The sequence below is a fragment of the Synechococcus sp. JA-2-3B'a(2-13) genome, assembly GCF_000013225.1.
Taxonomy (GTDB): Bacteria; Cyanobacteriota; Cyanobacteriia; order Thermostichales; family Thermostichaceae; genus Thermostichus.
This window is the reverse complement of record NC_007776.1, coordinates 1,883,762-1,896,348: the sequence shown is the minus strand read 5'-3', so window position 1 is coordinate 1,896,348 and position 12,587 is coordinate 1,883,762. Positions and strand designations below refer to the sequence as shown.

The 12,587-nt window shown below is 57.1% G+C and carries 15 protein-coding genes, 1 tRNA gene and 1 pseudogene; 14 read left to right on the top strand and 3 right to left on the bottom strand.

The window, feature by feature from the left end:
• Window positions 1-2 precede the first annotated feature (2 nt).
• From CYB_RS08620 to CYB_RS08600, 5 genes are all read left to right on the top strand, one after another.
• Entirely contained in the window at window positions 3-1,511 is a 1,509-nt protein-coding gene (locus CYB_RS08620) for an NADH-quinone oxidoreductase subunit M (RefSeq protein ID WP_011433408.1), read from the top strand.
• Between the two features lie 36 nt (window positions 1,512-1,547).
• Window positions 1,548-2,729 (top strand): CO2 hydration protein, encoded by a 1,182-nt coding sequence (locus tag CYB_RS08615; RefSeq protein WP_011433407.1) that lies wholly within the window; start codon window positions 1,548-1,550, stop codon window positions 2,727-2,729.
• 82 nt (window positions 2,730-2,811) lie between these two features.
• Window positions 2,812-2,883: transfer RNA gene (locus tag CYB_RS08610), tRNA-Cys, on the top strand.
• A gap of 34 nt (window positions 2,884-2,917) precedes the next feature.
• Entirely contained in the window at window positions 2,918-4,081 is a 1,164-nt protein-coding gene (locus CYB_RS08605) for a pyridoxal-phosphate-dependent aminotransferase family protein (protein ID WP_011433406.1), read from the top strand.
• A gap of 98 nt (window positions 4,082-4,179) precedes the next feature.
• Window positions 4,180-4,848: a PHP domain-containing protein gene (locus tag CYB_RS08600; protein ID WP_011433405.1), complete on the top strand. Its 669-nt coding sequence runs from the start codon at window positions 4,180-4,182 to the stop codon at window positions 4,846-4,848.
• 29 nt (window positions 4,849-4,877) lie between these two features.
• On the opposite strand, the gene CYB_RS08595 is transcribed toward CYB_RS08600, so the two are convergent.
• Window positions 4,878-5,927, bottom strand: coding sequence for a potassium channel family protein (locus CYB_RS08595; RefSeq protein WP_011433404.1), 1,050 nt, complete (start codon window positions 5,925-5,927; stop codon window positions 4,878-4,880).
• Window positions 5,928-6,015: 88 nt separating this feature from the next.
• Between CYB_RS08595 and CYB_RS08590 the strand changes: the two genes are divergently transcribed.
• On the top strand, window positions 6,016-6,228 hold the full coding sequence (locus CYB_RS08590; RefSeq protein WP_011433403.1) for a DUF2997 domain-containing protein: 213 nt from the start codon (window positions 6,016-6,018) through the stop codon (window positions 6,226-6,228).
• Window positions 6,229-6,264: 36 nt separating this feature from the next.
• Here the strand turns inward: CYB_RS08590 and CYB_RS08585 are convergent, their stop codons facing one another.
• Complete coding sequence (locus tag CYB_RS08585; RefSeq protein ID WP_011433402.1) at window positions 6,265-6,495, bottom strand: hypothetical protein; 231 nt, start codon at window positions 6,493-6,495, stop codon at window positions 6,265-6,267.
• Between the two features lie 183 nt (window positions 6,496-6,678).
• Window positions 6,679-7,089: a plastocyanin gene (petE, locus tag CYB_RS08580; RefSeq protein WP_011433401.1), complete on the bottom strand. Its 411-nt coding sequence runs from the start codon at window positions 7,087-7,089 to the stop codon at window positions 6,679-6,681.
• Between the two features lie 1,278 nt (window positions 7,090-8,367).
• Here petE and CYB_RS08575 point away from each other — a divergent pair.
• The 8 genes and pseudogenes from CYB_RS08575 (at window position 8,368) to CYB_RS08545 (ending at window position 12,565) form a co-directional block, all read left to right on the top strand.
• Window positions 8,368-8,772: a hypothetical protein gene (locus CYB_RS08575; RefSeq protein ID WP_011433399.1), complete on the top strand. Its 405-nt coding sequence runs from the start codon at window positions 8,368-8,370 to the stop codon at window positions 8,770-8,772.
• Between the two features lie 130 nt (window positions 8,773-8,902).
• Window positions 8,903-9,121 (top strand): NAD(P)H-quinone oxidoreductase subunit O, encoded by a 219-nt coding sequence (locus CYB_RS08570; protein WP_011433398.1) that lies wholly within the window; start codon window positions 8,903-8,905, stop codon window positions 9,119-9,121.
• Between the two features lie 57 nt (window positions 9,122-9,178).
• Window positions 9,179-10,006 (top strand): cell division protein FtsQ/DivIB, encoded by an 828-nt coding sequence (locus tag CYB_RS08565; protein WP_011433397.1) that lies wholly within the window; start codon window positions 9,179-9,181, stop codon window positions 10,004-10,006.
• Between the two features lie 7 nt (window positions 10,007-10,013).
• Complete coding sequence (locus tag CYB_RS08560; RefSeq protein WP_011433396.1) at window positions 10,014-10,739, top strand: energy-coupling factor ABC transporter ATP-binding protein; 726 nt, start codon at window positions 10,014-10,016, stop codon at window positions 10,737-10,739.
• 483 nt (window positions 10,740-11,222) lie between these two features.
• Window positions 11,223-11,406 (top strand): annotated as a pseudogene (locus CYB_RS15665) (hypothetical protein); the annotation flags it as partial.
• A gap of 138 nt (window positions 11,407-11,544) precedes the next feature.
• The gene (locus CYB_RS08555; RefSeq protein ID WP_011430450.1) at window positions 11,545-11,853 is read left to right on the top strand and encodes a carbon dioxide-concentrating mechanism protein CcmK; all 309 of its coding nucleotides are present in this window, start codon (window positions 11,545-11,547) and stop codon (window positions 11,851-11,853) included.
• Window positions 11,854-11,924: 71 nt separating this feature from the next.
• Window positions 11,925-12,266 (top strand): carbon dioxide-concentrating mechanism protein CcmK, encoded by a 342-nt coding sequence (locus CYB_RS08550; RefSeq protein ID WP_011433395.1) that lies wholly within the window; start codon window positions 11,925-11,927, stop codon window positions 12,264-12,266.
• The gene (locus CYB_RS08545) at window positions 12,266-12,565 is read left to right on the top strand and encodes a EutN/CcmL family microcompartment protein (RefSeq protein ID WP_011433394.1); all 300 of its coding nucleotides are present in this window, start codon (window positions 12,266-12,268) and stop codon (window positions 12,563-12,565) included. The genes CYB_RS08550 and CYB_RS08545 overlap by 1 nt, the downstream gene beginning before the upstream one ends.
• Window positions 12,566-12,587 lie beyond the last annotated feature (22 nt).

Sequence of the window (12,587 nt, the reverse complement as noted above, 5' to 3'; positions counted from 1 at the left end):
CCATGTTGAGCCTTTTGATTGGGATCCCGTTGTTGGGGAGCATCTTGATTGGGTTGATTCCCGAGCAGGCGGGGAAGGGCTTGCACCGGGCTTTGGCCTTGGGGTTTGGGTGGGTTTTGTTTGGCCTGAGCGCGGGGCTGTTGCTGATCTTTGACCCCCACCTTGGATCCCTGCAATTGGCGGAAAGGATGGCCTGGATCCCCCAGTTGGGCTTGGTTTATGAGGTGGGAGTGGATGGGATCTCTCTGCCTTTGGTGGTGATGACCGGGCTGCTGGTGCTGATGGCCATTTGGGCCAGTGGCCAGGTGGAGCGGCCCCGCCTCTACTACAGCTTGGTGCTTATGCTGGCGGCAGCGGTGGCCGGAGCTTTTTTGGCTCAGAATTTGCTGCTGTTTTTCCTGTTCTATGAAGTGGAGCTGATCCCCCTGTATTTGCTCATCGCCATCTGGGGAGGGCCGCGCCGCACCTATGCCGCCACCAAGTTTTTGGTTTACACCGCTCTGTCGGGGATCCTCCTCTTGATTGGCTTTTTCGGCCTCAGTTGGCTGAGCGATGCCCACAGCTTTACCTACACCGTCCTGCAGGCCCACCCTTTACCTCGGCTGTCGCAGATCCTTTTGCTCATTCCCATTCTGCTGGGCCTGGCCATCAAGATCCCCTTGGTGCCCTTCCACACCTGGTTGCCGGATGCCCATGTGGAGGCTTCCACCCCCATTTCCGTGTTGCTGGCGGGTTTGCTTTTGAAGTTGGGCACCTACGGCCTGGTGCGCTTTGGCCTGCAGCTCTTGCCGGATGCCTGGGATCAAGCCGGGCCTTGGCTGGCCGGTTGGGCGGTGGTTAACGTGCTCTATGGATCCCTGAACGCCTTGGTGCAGCAGGATATGAAAAAGCTGGTGGCCTACAGCTCCATTGCCCACATGGGCTACATCCTCTTGGCTGTAGCAGCAGCCACTCCCCTCTCCCTGGTGGGATCCGTCTTCCAGATGGTCAGCCATGGCCTCATCTCCTCGCTGCTGTTTCTTCTGGTGGGAGCCGTCTATGCCAACACCGGCACACGGGATCTCAAGCTGCTGCGGGGATTGCTCAACCCGGAGCGGGGCTTACCGCTTATTGGCAGCTTGATGGTGCTAGGGGTGATGGCCAGTGGCGGCACACCGGGCATGGTGGGCTTTATAGCTGAGTTCACCCTCTTTCGGGGCAGCTTTGCCGTCTTTCCCCTGCAAACGCTCCTGTGCATGGTGGGGACGGGATTGACGGCGGCCTATTTTCTGCTGATGGTGAACCGTGTCTTTTTTGGGCGCCTCTCGCAAGTGGCCATAGCCATGCAACGCCACGCCACTGAAGAGCGCCTGCCTGCTGTTGTTTTGGCAACGCTGGTGGTGTTACTGGGCCTGCAGCCTAGCTGGGCAACCCGCTGGGTGGAGTCCACCACCTTGGCCTTGGCCAAGGCTAACCTAGCTGGTGTTGCAGGACTGGTCACTGCCTTTCAGTTTGGGTTGTCTTCCTTTTGATGATTTGATGAGATCGACGGAGTTTCTTTTGCTCCCATGACTGCCACTCTTGCTCCTGCTCCTTCCTGCTTCTTTCTGGCCGGCTTATCTCCTCTGGAGCAACTGCAACTGGCTCCTATTGTCCAGCGCCTAGAGGCAGGGGGAGCCCTTGTGCCGGATGCCCCTGCCAATCGCCTAGAGGTCATTGGCATCCTGCATAGCTACGGCGAGGTGCTGGATGCCTATTCGCGCAATTTGATCTTTATTGCCGACCACCAATTTTTGGAGCTTTTTCCGGCGTTCAAGTATTTCAACGGCGAGATTACCCTGGGCAAATGGCTGCGCTACCTGTGGCATGACCGCATCAACTACGAGTTTGCCGAATACTGCATGAAGGCTATGCTCTGGCATGGGGGAGGGGGGCTAGACCGCTACCTGGATACCCCTGAATTTGTCGAGCGGGCCAAGAGAGCCATCCGGGCCAAAATCCGCTTCAATCCCTTCTTGCAGGGCTTGGGGATCTTGTTTCCCGACTTTGCTCTAGAACAGGTGCGCATGCTGGCTATGTACAGCGGCTTGGGCCAGTTTTGGCGGGTGATGAGCGATATTTTCCTGGCGCTGGCCAAGCGCTCTGAGACAGAACCCCACCTCACCATTCCCGACGTGGTGGCTCACATCCAGCAGGGGTTGGTGGCAGCTGCCGACAAGCCTATCACCTACGCTCCCTGCATCTGGGGCCGCCGCTACGAGATCATCCCTCTCTCGGCGGGTCTGACTTTCCTATCAGATACGGCTATTCCCTATGTGGAAGCGGTGTTTTTCCGCTCCTTTCCCTTTATGGGCACGGTTTCCTACAACGCCCAGGCCCACCAGATCCCGGCTGAGCAGGCTGACTTTGCCTACGGCGCCCTCTACGCCGATCCGCTGCCGGTAGGCAGCGCTGGGATCCCGCCTACCCTGTTGATGCAGGATATGATGCGCCACCTGCCCCCCTACTTGCGAGAGCACTACCGCCGCCAGCCTCGCGGGGATGATGACCTGCGGGTGAAAATCTGCCTCAGCTTCCAAAAGGCCATGTTCTGTGTTACCACTGCCGCCCTGCGGGCTCTTGCCCCCTTCCCTCTGGAAACTCAGGATCCCCAGCAGCAGTTGGCCAACCGCAAGTTTCTGGCTCCTTGGCTGCAGCGCCTGCTGGGATCCCGTCTGTTAAAGGTGCAGGAAGAAAGGGTTGAGGCCTAGCTGAGCTGGGAACTGCTACTTTTGGTTACTGGAAGGGGGATCCCCTTTTCGGATACAATATCTGCGCCCAGTTGAGCAATGGGGTGGCGTAGCCAAGTGGTAAGGCAGAGGTCTGCAAAACCTCTATGCGCCAGTTCGAATCTGGCCGCCACCTTTTAAACCTCACTTGCATCCCAAGCAGGGCAAGCATGAAAGACAAGCTGATATTGATGATCCCCGGCCCCACTCCCGTTCCCGAGAGTGCGCTGCTGGCGATGGCACGGGGGCCCATCGAGCACCGCAGCAAAGAGTTCACCGCCATTTTGGAAGAGGTCACCGATGGGTTGCGCTGGCTGCACCAAACCACCTCCGATGTGTTTGTCTTTTCCGCCAGTGGCACCGGCGCTATGGAAGCCGGGATCCTCAACACCCTCAGCCCTGGGGATCGGGTTTTGGTGGGGGTGAACGGCAAGTTTGGGGAGCGCTGGGCGGAAATGTCCGAGCAGTTTGGCCTTCAGTGTGAGCGGGTGGAAACCCCCTGGGGGATCCCTTACCCCGTCGAGATCTTCCAAGAAAAGCTGGCTGCCGACCGGGAAAAAACCATCAAAGCCGTCATCCTCACCCACTCGGAGACTTCCAGCGGCGTAGCCAACGATGTCCAAGCCATTGCTGCTGCTGCCCGCGAGCACGGGGAAGCCCTCGTCCTGGTGGATGGGGTCACCAGCGTGGGGGCAATGCCGGTGTTAATGGACGAATGGGGCTTGGATGTGGTGGCCTCGGGATCCCAGAAGGGCTATATGATCCCACCAGGGCTGGGATTTGTGGCCGTCAGCCCGCGGGCCATGGCCGCTACGGAGCGCTCTAGGTTTCCCAAGTACTACTGGAGCTTTAAGCTGGCGCAAAAGGCCCTGCGCCAAGGCACCACTCCCTTTACACCGGCGGTGAACCTGTTTTATGCCCTGCGAACGACGTTACAGATGATGCGGGCAGAGGGTTTGGAGGCCATTTACCGGCGTCATGCCAGGTTATCCCAAGCCACCCGTGCTGGCGTCAAGGCTCTGGGGCTAAAGCTCTTGGTTGATCCAGAGTCAGCGGCCAGTCCTTCGGTAACAGCTGTACTCGCTCCCGAAGGGATCAATGCCGATACCCTTCGCAGCACCTTGAAGAAACACTTCGACATCGCCCTTGCCGCTGGACAAGACCACCTCAAGGGCAAAATCTTCCGCATTGGCCATTTGGGCTTTGTGAGTGACCGCGATGTGCTGATGACCTTGGCTGCTCTGGAGTCAGCTTTACACACCGTGGGCTACAGCGACTTCACCCCAGGGGCGGGAACTCGCGCCGCCGAGGAAGTACTGGCCCACGGCTTCTGAGCCCCCAGCTCAGTAGTCTTTGACCCATAGCACTGACCCTTGCCCCTGGCTACAATGGGGGGACATGCTTAATAAAACTTCAGAACCCAAGGGTGGCTATGGTTGTCAGCTTGGAACGGGATCCCTGCGTGGTGCCTTCTGCTGGGGAGTTGCGGCAGGTGCTACAGGGGGTTGGCCCTCGTTCTTGTCCCTTGCAGTACAACTTTCACCTACACACTCGTTGTTCGGATGGGCAGATGGATCCCGTGGATCTGGCGGAGCAAGCACGCCGGCACGGTCTGAAGGGACTGGCCATCACCGATCACCACACCCTGAAGGGCTACGAGCGAGCCCGCGCCCACCTGGATCGTCCCGACGACCCCATCCTGTGGCCGGGGATCGAGATCACCGCCAACCTGTTGGGCTGTGAAGTGCATATTCTGGGCTACGGCTTCGATCCCACCGATGGTGTCCTGGATCCCTTTGCCCAAGGGGAGCAGGTTCCCGGCTTGCCCGCCGCCGACGCGATCCAGGCCATTCAAGCGGCAGGAGGCTTGGCGGTGTTGGCCCATCCCTTTCGCTATTGCCTGCCTGCAGAGGAAATTGTCCCAGCCGCAGCGGAGTTGGGAATAGATGGCCTTGAGGTCTACTACGCCTACAAAAACCCGGAGATTTGGATCCCTAGCCCGGAAGTGACGGAGAAAGCCGAAGAGCTGGCCGAGACCTACGGACTTTTGAAAACCTGTGGCACCGACTCTCATGGCCCCAGTATTCTGAGGCGGATTTGAGCCAGGCTACCCAGGTGGAGAACGGGCTGCTACGGGCGTGGATAGAGCAGCTGACCAAGCCGGCGCAACTGCTCTGCAGTGCCCATACACAGCAGCAGATCCCCCGGCTGCAACAGGGTTTCTCCGCTGGGGCCACCGATCAACTGGCCATCGGCCCGCCGGATTGCCACCACTAAAGCTCCGGATCGGTTGCGCAAATCGGCTTTCCGTAGGGTTTGCCCGACATAAGGACATTCTTGGGCTGCCAGCTCGTACTCCTCCAGGTAGAAAGTGCGATCCCGACCGGCAAGGATGCCATCCACAAAGTCCACAACCCGAGGACGCAGGGCAGCCGCCGCCATGCGTTTTCCGCCCGTGATGTAAGGAGAAATGGCATGGGCAACGCCCGCCCGCTGCAGTTTTTGCAAAGCCTCCTCCGTATTGGCGCGGGCAATGGTGCGAATGCGGGGGTTCAAGGTGCGGGCCGACAAGACCACGTAGAGGTTCTCGGCATCGGAAGACAGGGCGGCAATCAGCCCCTCCGCCTGTTGCACCCGCGCTTCGAGCAAAGTGGCATCCAGAGTACTATCCCCCTGGAGAGCCACATATCCCAGCTCTTGAGCCACCTGAATCGCCTCAGCAGACTGATCGATCACCAAAAATGGCACCCCTTCTGCTCGAAACTCTTGAGCCACCTGCCGCCCAATGCGCCCGAAACCGCAAATGATGTAGTGGTTGTTCAGCGCTTCCATCTGTTTCTTCCATTTCCGTTGCCGGATCCCTTCCTGAAAATGTCCCTGGATGAGGGCCTCTGTAAAGCGATTCACCATGAACCCAATGCTCAAGACCCCCATCAGGATCAAGGCCACCGTAAATAAACGCCCCCGCTCCCCCAGCGGCCCCACCTCCATGAAGCCCACGGTGGTTAGGGTGATAACGGTCATGTAAAAAGCTTCCACCCAAGGCCACTGCTCCACCCCGTGGTACCAGAGGGTGCCGATCAGCACCACACACACCAATGCCCCCACACCCAAGCCGAGGTCTCGCCGGATCCCGGGATCCCTTTTGGCAGCCTGGAAGGGGGGACGAGCAGAAGCCATAGAGCCCAGCCAGATCTAGCCCAGGAAAAGGAAGCAAGAACTAGAATGGGGAAGAACCCGTTGTTGTTCGGTAACAAGTGGAGTGCGGATGCCTGAATACATCAAAGTGGAATATCGGATCGACAAAAACGGACAGGTCACCGAGACCGTACTGAATGGTTCTGGCTCCAGTTGTACCCTAGCTACCGCCGGCTTGGAATCGGCTCTCGGAACTGTGCAGAAACGGGAGCTCTTGCCGGAGTTTCACCAACTGACTGAAATCGAGAGGGAGTCAGAAGTCTCTTTGAAGCAAACCCGCTGACTCCATATCCATTTGCCTAGGGTTCTCACCATCTTCTCACTTTTTCTTTTTGCTCCCCTTTCCGGCCGTATTGCCGGCCCGTGCCGCTCCAACCGCAGCCTGAAACAGCCAAACAGCCAATGGAGCAGCGACAACCAAGATGATGCTGGTGGGGCCGACGCCAAAATCCGGCTCGCCAGAAGCCAACTCGAAAATTGAGCCAACAGCAGCAATGGCGCTGAGGCAGGAAACGGCCAAGAGCAGGTAACCTTTAACGCTGGTGGTCATAGAGAACCCGTTTGTGGACTAAACTTGTGCAGTACAGGGCAAGCCGGTCGAATGCGTATTCATTCACCAAAAAGCCCTCCCACTCCTGAGAGGGCTAACTTTTATGCTAAAGGCAGGGATCCCTGTCCAGCAAGGCAAAACCAAAAGTGGGATCCCTAGAAGTTCAGCACTTGGGGTGTGGATTTAGCCGTTCACGATGATCTTGCCGACCATTCCGGCCCCACGGTGGGGCGTGCAGTAGTAGGTGTACTCACCTGGAGGAACATCGACAAAAGCTGACTCCACAACCTGCTTGGGAGCTGTAAGCAGCGCCTTGTGGGAGAGTTTGGCCGCCAAAGCCGCATCTCCACCGGGCACCTTGTCAAAGACGACGTTGTGGGGATAGACCTTGTTGTTCACCCATTGGACGGTATCCCCTTGATTGATGGTGAGAGAAGGCGGATCGTAGACCAACTGGGCCTTGTCAGATCCCATTTTGACAATGTAGGTCTCGGCAGCAGCAGGGTTGGACAAGAACGCCACAGCCAATCCCCCAACCACAAGGCTGAGCAGGATGAGCTGCAAACGCTTCACCAGGTTAAAAACTAGAGACATGGATTCCTCTCAAAACGCAACAGCAGCTATCCCGGACTTTGCGGCTCGGTTGTTCCCTTGTATGCAGTGAAGAGAACCCAGCCAGGCGGAGGGACAGCAGGGACACTTGGATTCCTAATGTTCATTATAAGGGGGCTCATCCCAAAATAGAGCATGCCCACCTATGGAGCGGTAGCATCCGTTCTTTAACAGAAGGCCACAGCAGACCGAACCCGTCAAACAACAGAACTCTCTCGCGGGTCTATGGCAACACTTCTGCTGGGCAACCCGATGCGGCTGGATCCCCAACCACTTGGGGTAGAGCATCTTGGCAGTTGGCGAGCGTGCGCAGGGAACCGAGAGCCAGTTTTCCGGGTCGTCCTCATCTCTACCCAAAAGTGCTTCGCAAAGTTTCGCAAAGTAGAGATTCTTTTTCCGTGGGATCCCTTAAAGTCCAAGAGTGTCTTGCCTAACAAATCCGTAGGGTTGTCGATGCACAAGAAGGGCAAATCATCCTAATCTCAAAGAGCAGGTTCTTGGATGCTGCTGGTCGGTATTCCTTTGAGATTCCTCAATAACATCACCTGAAAGTCAGTTGGTTGTTCAGCCCTCACCAAAATAGGGAGTCTGTTAAGATGAGCGTACAGCGTTCACCCGTAGTTGGTCCAAGCAAGAGTCGGCTTGCAACAAGTTTAGAATCGACGGATCAGCGGCTTAACATTCAAATCTTGGCCCGTTGCATCGGCAGTGCCTTGAACCTGGGCGCTCCCCTCAGGGTTGAAGTACACTACACCTCAAAAGTGCAGCAGTAAGGTTTTCTTACCAGGCCGATCTGGAGGCACAGCTTCATACTGCAGTTTTTACTTATCTGAGCCTGGAGTGAGTTTTTGGACTTCTTACTTCACTGTATAGCCATATAGCCACTGCTAGCTAAGACAACGCATCTAGCGTATGAGGAAACTCCTCTGGCTCTCTAGAAGAGAGGAGCGAGCGTAAGCCAATTTCTCGGCCAGAAGGTTGTATGGCAGTCGGCTACAGGGATCCCTGAACTTCCTGATCCTGAGATGCTTTGGGGATGAGTTACATTGCCATCGGCCAAACCCTTTGCCAGAGGTTGAAACTCTCTCCCTCTGAGGTGCGGGATCCAGAAACCCTTCTGCCCCGGAGGGCAGGGTGCTCTAAGTTGGCTTAACATTATTTCATGACCGGGCCTGGCCCTCACCTTGCCAAGGGCGGGTGGCCAATATCAGTGCCTAGGGATCCGGCTCAACTTCCTTACCCATTGCAGGCAAAACGACCATGGTAGGCATCTTCAAGCGCTTGTTCGGCTCGCGCGGCAAAGCTGCGGCCACGTCCTCACCGGAAACTGTTGCTAAGCCAACCCCAAAGAAAGCGAAAAACGACAATACTTTTTTTCTCGACCCAGATGAAGCCAAAACCCTTGGCAACATCGAGTATATGCGCACCCCCAGGATCGTGAAGCACACCTTCCAGGATTTCGGCAGCAAGGAGAAGGTGGAGGTGGTGGAGCAGGTCTCTTCCCTCAGCAAAGTTAAGTTGTCCACAGAGCAAGCCAAAACTCCTGAAACTGCTGCTGAGCAGGGATCCTCCGCTTCAAGCAGCAGCGGAGCAAGCCCACGCCGTCAGGGGGGATCGGACATGGATACCTTCCGCAATATGGCCCGCAGCCTGAGACGCAAATAGGCCAAATTCAGGTTGATCCCCGTCAGAGCCGAGCCAGAGGCTGGATCCCAGCTTTCTTCTTCACGGCAGCGGCAGGCGTGATACAACTGCTATCGAACCGGCTAATCTGCGACTGAACTGAGGAGGAGCAATGGCGATTAAGCGAGGCACCTTGGTGCGGGCTATCCGCGAGAAACTGGAGGGTAGCTTAGAAGCGCAGGCAAGCGATCCTTTTATTCCCAACTACGTTTTCGAGACCCCCGGAGAAGTCGTGGATATCAAAGGTGACTACCTGCAGATTAAGTTTGGGGCTGTTCCCACCCCTACGGTTTGGCTGCGGGCGGATCAGGTTCAGGAGATGGCGGGTTGAGTAGAAGCACGGAATGTTCCCCATCTGCATACCCCGTGATGGGGTGAAGGGGGATCCATGGCACTCCTGGCTGCTCCCAACCGTGAACAAATCCTGCAGCGTAGGCAGCTTTTGCGTCGGCAACGGCGCAGCCGATTCTGGCAGGGATCCTGGCGCCTGACCGGTTCGATGACCCTCTTGGCGCTGCTGGTGCTGGGCCTACGGCAGCCCCACTGGCAAATTCGTCAGCCAGAACAGATTCAGGTAAAGGGTGCCCACTGGGTCGATCCCGCCTGGATACGGGCACAATTGCCCCTGCAGTATCCCCTCAACATTTGGCAGGTGCAACCGGCTGTTTTGGAAAGGGCTTTGCTGGGATCCCCGACCCGCCCCTCTCCCATCGAAAGCGTCCAGGTGCAGCGACGGCTGCTGCCGGTGGGGGTAATCGTCCAGGTGCGAGAACGGCAACCTGTTGCGCGGGCGCGATGGGGCGACCAGATGGGCTGGGTGGATGTCCAGGGCAACTGGCTGTCTCCGGATCCCTACCGTTCCCCCAAGTCTTGGCCTGATCTGGAGCTGCTGGGCTGGGAGAACCACACCCCAGACCAATGGGCGCTGTTGCTCAAGGCTTTGCAGCAATCCGAAATCCAGATTAGGGCAGTGGATTGGCAATCTGGAGCGGGAATTACCCTGCATACTGAGCTGGGCAACGTCTACCTGGGGCCGATTTCCGACCGCTTGCCCTTGCAAATTCAGACCCTCAACCAAATGCGGGATCTGCGCCGCTACTGCGAGTGTACGCCCGACGACATCGTCCAGATTGACCTCACCAGCCCCAGTGTGCCCACCTTGCAACTTACCCCCACGGCCACCCAGGAGCGCTGGAAAGACGTGCGGATGCCCTAGCTTTGCTATGAACCCGGTGCCGGCGGTGGAGGTGAACCAATTGTGGACAGCTTATCCCGGTCATCCGCCGGTGCTGCAAGGGCTGGATCTACGGGTCGAGGTCGGGCAACATCTGGGGGTGATCGGCCCCAATGGCGCGGGTAAAACTACCCTGTTCCTCACCCTCTGCGGCCTGTTGCCCCCCTGCTCTGGCCAGGTGAGTTTGTTTGGCCAGCCGCTGCGGCCCGGCCAGTTTCGCCCTGAGGTGGGGTTGGTGTTTCAGGATCCCAACGACCAACTGTTTGCCCCATCGGTGGCCGAAGATGTGGCCTTTGGACTGCGCAATTTGGCCCGTCCTGAGGCGGAGATTGCGGCTGCCGTTCAGGCCGCCCTACAGATGACCGGCACCCTCCATTTGGCCGATCGTCCCCCCCATCACCTCTCTGGTGGGGAAAAGCGCATGGTTGCCATTGCCGGGATCCTGGCGATGCAGCCCCAGTTGGTGCTCTACGATGAGCCGACAGCCAACCTCGATTTGCGAGCCCGGCGCCGGTTGATGGTTTTTTTGCAACAGGCCGCCCACACTTTTCTGCTGGCTTCCCACGATCTGGAGCTGATCTTGGAGGTGTGCGATCAGGTCATCCTGTTGGATCAAGGGCGGATCTGGGCCCAGGGATCCCCAGCCCACCTGATGGGCCAAGCCGACCTCATGGAAGCCCACGGCCTGGAAGTGCCCCCCTCGCTGCGCCGATGATCCAGGAGTCGATGAGCGGTGAAAGTTGAAAAGATGTCAAGAATTATTTTTGAATTGATAACAATTTTGCCTCTCTTAATAAAAAGCTATCGTGCTAATTAAAAATATTGATTTTCGTCCAGGATTGAGTGGGGATATCATTTTGTTAAGTCGGGGATCCCTTCTCTGAGTCGTCCTAATCGATTTTGTATGATCGATTGTGTACAAGAAAGATGTGGACTTAGCTCAGAGTTGGCAGCTTTGCCCGCCTGAGTGACAGTTGCGGTTAACCCTGATGGCTCCTACAACCTGTTCTGACTTCAGTCGGAGGTCTGTGGCTCAGAGCCTTCTCCCCTCAGAGGGGGGTCTCTGGTGGCTGGGGTAGGTGTCGCCGGGAAAAGCTGTCAATCGAGATTTGGGCAGAGGATCTCTCTGATGAAATCGAAAGGAGCATGACTCTAGTCAATAATAAGCTCAACTATACTGAAAATAATGTATAATATGTTCAGTACGGATTACTACCAGTTGATCTTTCTGTTTACTTTCGAGTCTGCCAACATGGTAGCCAAAGCAAAGCAGAAAATTGGTAGTAAGACGACACGGAAACTGCGCTTTGGGTATTCTACTCAAAGCTTTGCGGGATACCGCCATTCTGGTTGGAAACAAACAGAATGCTATCGCTGCATAGTTGAACAGTGATGTTCAGCAGTGTTCAGCGTAAATGTATCAGATTGCATGAGCGAACCCAATAAGCGAGATCAATTTACCTTGTTGCTGGGTTCGACAGCGTTCAGGAACTGAGTGTGTTCAAAAGTGGAGAGTTGATATGCCTATTGCAGTTGGAATGATCGAAACCCGCGGGTTCCCGGCAGTGGTAGAAGCTGCCGACGCCATGGTCAAGGCAGCCCGCGTTACCCTGGTGGGTTACGAGAAAATCGGCAGCGGTCGGGTCACCGTGATCGTGCGGGGGGATGTCTCGGAGGTGCAAGCCTCGGTGGCTGCCGGTTTGGAGTCTGCCAAGCGGGTGAGCGGGGGTGAGATTCTCTCCCACCACATCATTGCCCGTCCCCACGAGAACCTGGAGTTTGTGTTGCCCATCCGCTATACCGAGGCGGTAGAGCAGTTCCGCACCTAGTCCCCACTTCAGTAAAGTTCGCACCCCAGAAAGTTCGCACCCCACTTTCACTTTCAGCGTAAGGAGTACCTATGGCTATTGCAGTTGGAATGATCGAAACCCTGGGCTTCCCGGCAGTGGTAGAAGCTGCCGATGCCATGGTCAAGGCCGCCCGCGTTACCCTGGTGGGTTACGAGAAAATCAGCAGCGGTCGGGTCACCGTGATCGTGCGGGGGGATGTCTCGGAGGTGCAAGCCTCGGTGGCTGCCGGCATTGACTCGGTGAAGCGGGTGAACGGCGGCCAGTTGTTGTCTTGGCACATTATCGCCCGTCCCCACGAGAACCTGGAGTACGTGTTGCCCATTCGCTACACCGAGGATGTGGCTCAGTTCCGCGAAGGGGTAAATGCCATCCGTCCCTTCACCCGTCCCTGATGCGTATTGCCATTGTGCGGGGCACCGTCACCAGCACCCAGAAGGATCCCAGCTTAACGGGCGTGAAGTTTTTGTTGGTGCAGTACGTCGATCTCGAGGGCCAGCCGCAACCCGATTACGCTGTGGCTGCCGATCCGGTGGGGGCCGGCATTGACGAGTGGGTGCTGGTTAGCCAAGGCAGTGCCGCTCGCCAGCCGCAAGGAAACCAGACTCGCCCGCTGGATGCGGTGGTGATGGCGATCATCGATACCGTCAGCGTTGGCGGTCGCTCTCTCTACAACAAGCGCGATCAACGCTAGCTGGGATCCCTTCCCTTCTCAT

What these genes read in the sequence shown, in the direction of transcription:
- CYB_RS08620 (WP_011433408.1), top strand. Translation starts at nt 3, where the DNA reads ATGTTGAGCCTTTTGATTGGGATCCCGTTGTTGGGGAGCATCTTGATT.
- CYB_RS08615 (WP_011433407.1), top strand. Translation starts at nt 1,548, where the DNA reads ATGACTGCCACTCTTGCTCCTGCTCCTTCCTGCTTCTTTCTGGCCGGC.
- CYB_RS08605 (WP_011433406.1), top strand. Translation starts at nt 2,918, where the DNA reads ATGAAAGACAAGCTGATATTGATGATCCCCGGCCCCACTCCCGTTCCC.
- CYB_RS08600 (WP_011433405.1), top strand. Translation starts at nt 4,180, where the DNA reads ATGGTTGTCAGCTTGGAACGGGATCCCTGCGTGGTGCCTTCTGCTGGG.
- CYB_RS08595 (WP_011433404.1), bottom strand. Translation starts at nt 5,927, where the DNA reads ATGGCTTCTGCTCGTCCCCCCTTCCAGGCTGCCAAAAGGGATCCCGGG.
- CYB_RS08590 (WP_011433403.1), top strand. Translation starts at nt 6,016, where the DNA reads ATGCCTGAATACATCAAAGTGGAATATCGGATCGACAAAAACGGACAG.
- CYB_RS08585 (WP_011433402.1), bottom strand. Translation starts at nt 6,495, where the DNA reads ATGACCACCAGCGTTAAAGGTTACCTGCTCTTGGCCGTTTCCTGCCTC.
- petE (WP_011433401.1), bottom strand. Translation starts at nt 7,089, where the DNA reads ATGTCTCTAGTTTTTAACCTGGTGAAGCGTTTGCAGCTCATCCTGCTC.
- CYB_RS08575 (WP_011433399.1), top strand. Translation starts at nt 8,368, where the DNA reads ATGGTAGGCATCTTCAAGCGCTTGTTCGGCTCGCGCGGCAAAGCTGCG.
- CYB_RS08570 (WP_011433398.1), top strand. Translation starts at nt 8,903, where the DNA reads ATGGCGATTAAGCGAGGCACCTTGGTGCGGGCTATCCGCGAGAAACTG.
- CYB_RS08565 (WP_011433397.1), top strand. Translation starts at nt 9,179, where the DNA reads ATGGCACTCCTGGCTGCTCCCAACCGTGAACAAATCCTGCAGCGTAGG.
- CYB_RS08560 (WP_011433396.1), top strand. Translation starts at nt 10,014, where the DNA reads ATGAACCCGGTGCCGGCGGTGGAGGTGAACCAATTGTGGACAGCTTAT.
- CYB_RS08555 (WP_011430450.1), top strand. Translation starts at nt 11,545, where the DNA reads ATGCCTATTGCAGTTGGAATGATCGAAACCCGCGGGTTCCCGGCAGTG.
- CYB_RS08550 (WP_011433395.1), top strand. Translation starts at nt 11,925, where the DNA reads ATGGCTATTGCAGTTGGAATGATCGAAACCCTGGGCTTCCCGGCAGTG.
- CYB_RS08545 (WP_011433394.1), top strand. Translation starts at nt 12,266, where the DNA reads ATGCGTATTGCCATTGTGCGGGGCACCGTCACCAGCACCCAGAAGGAT.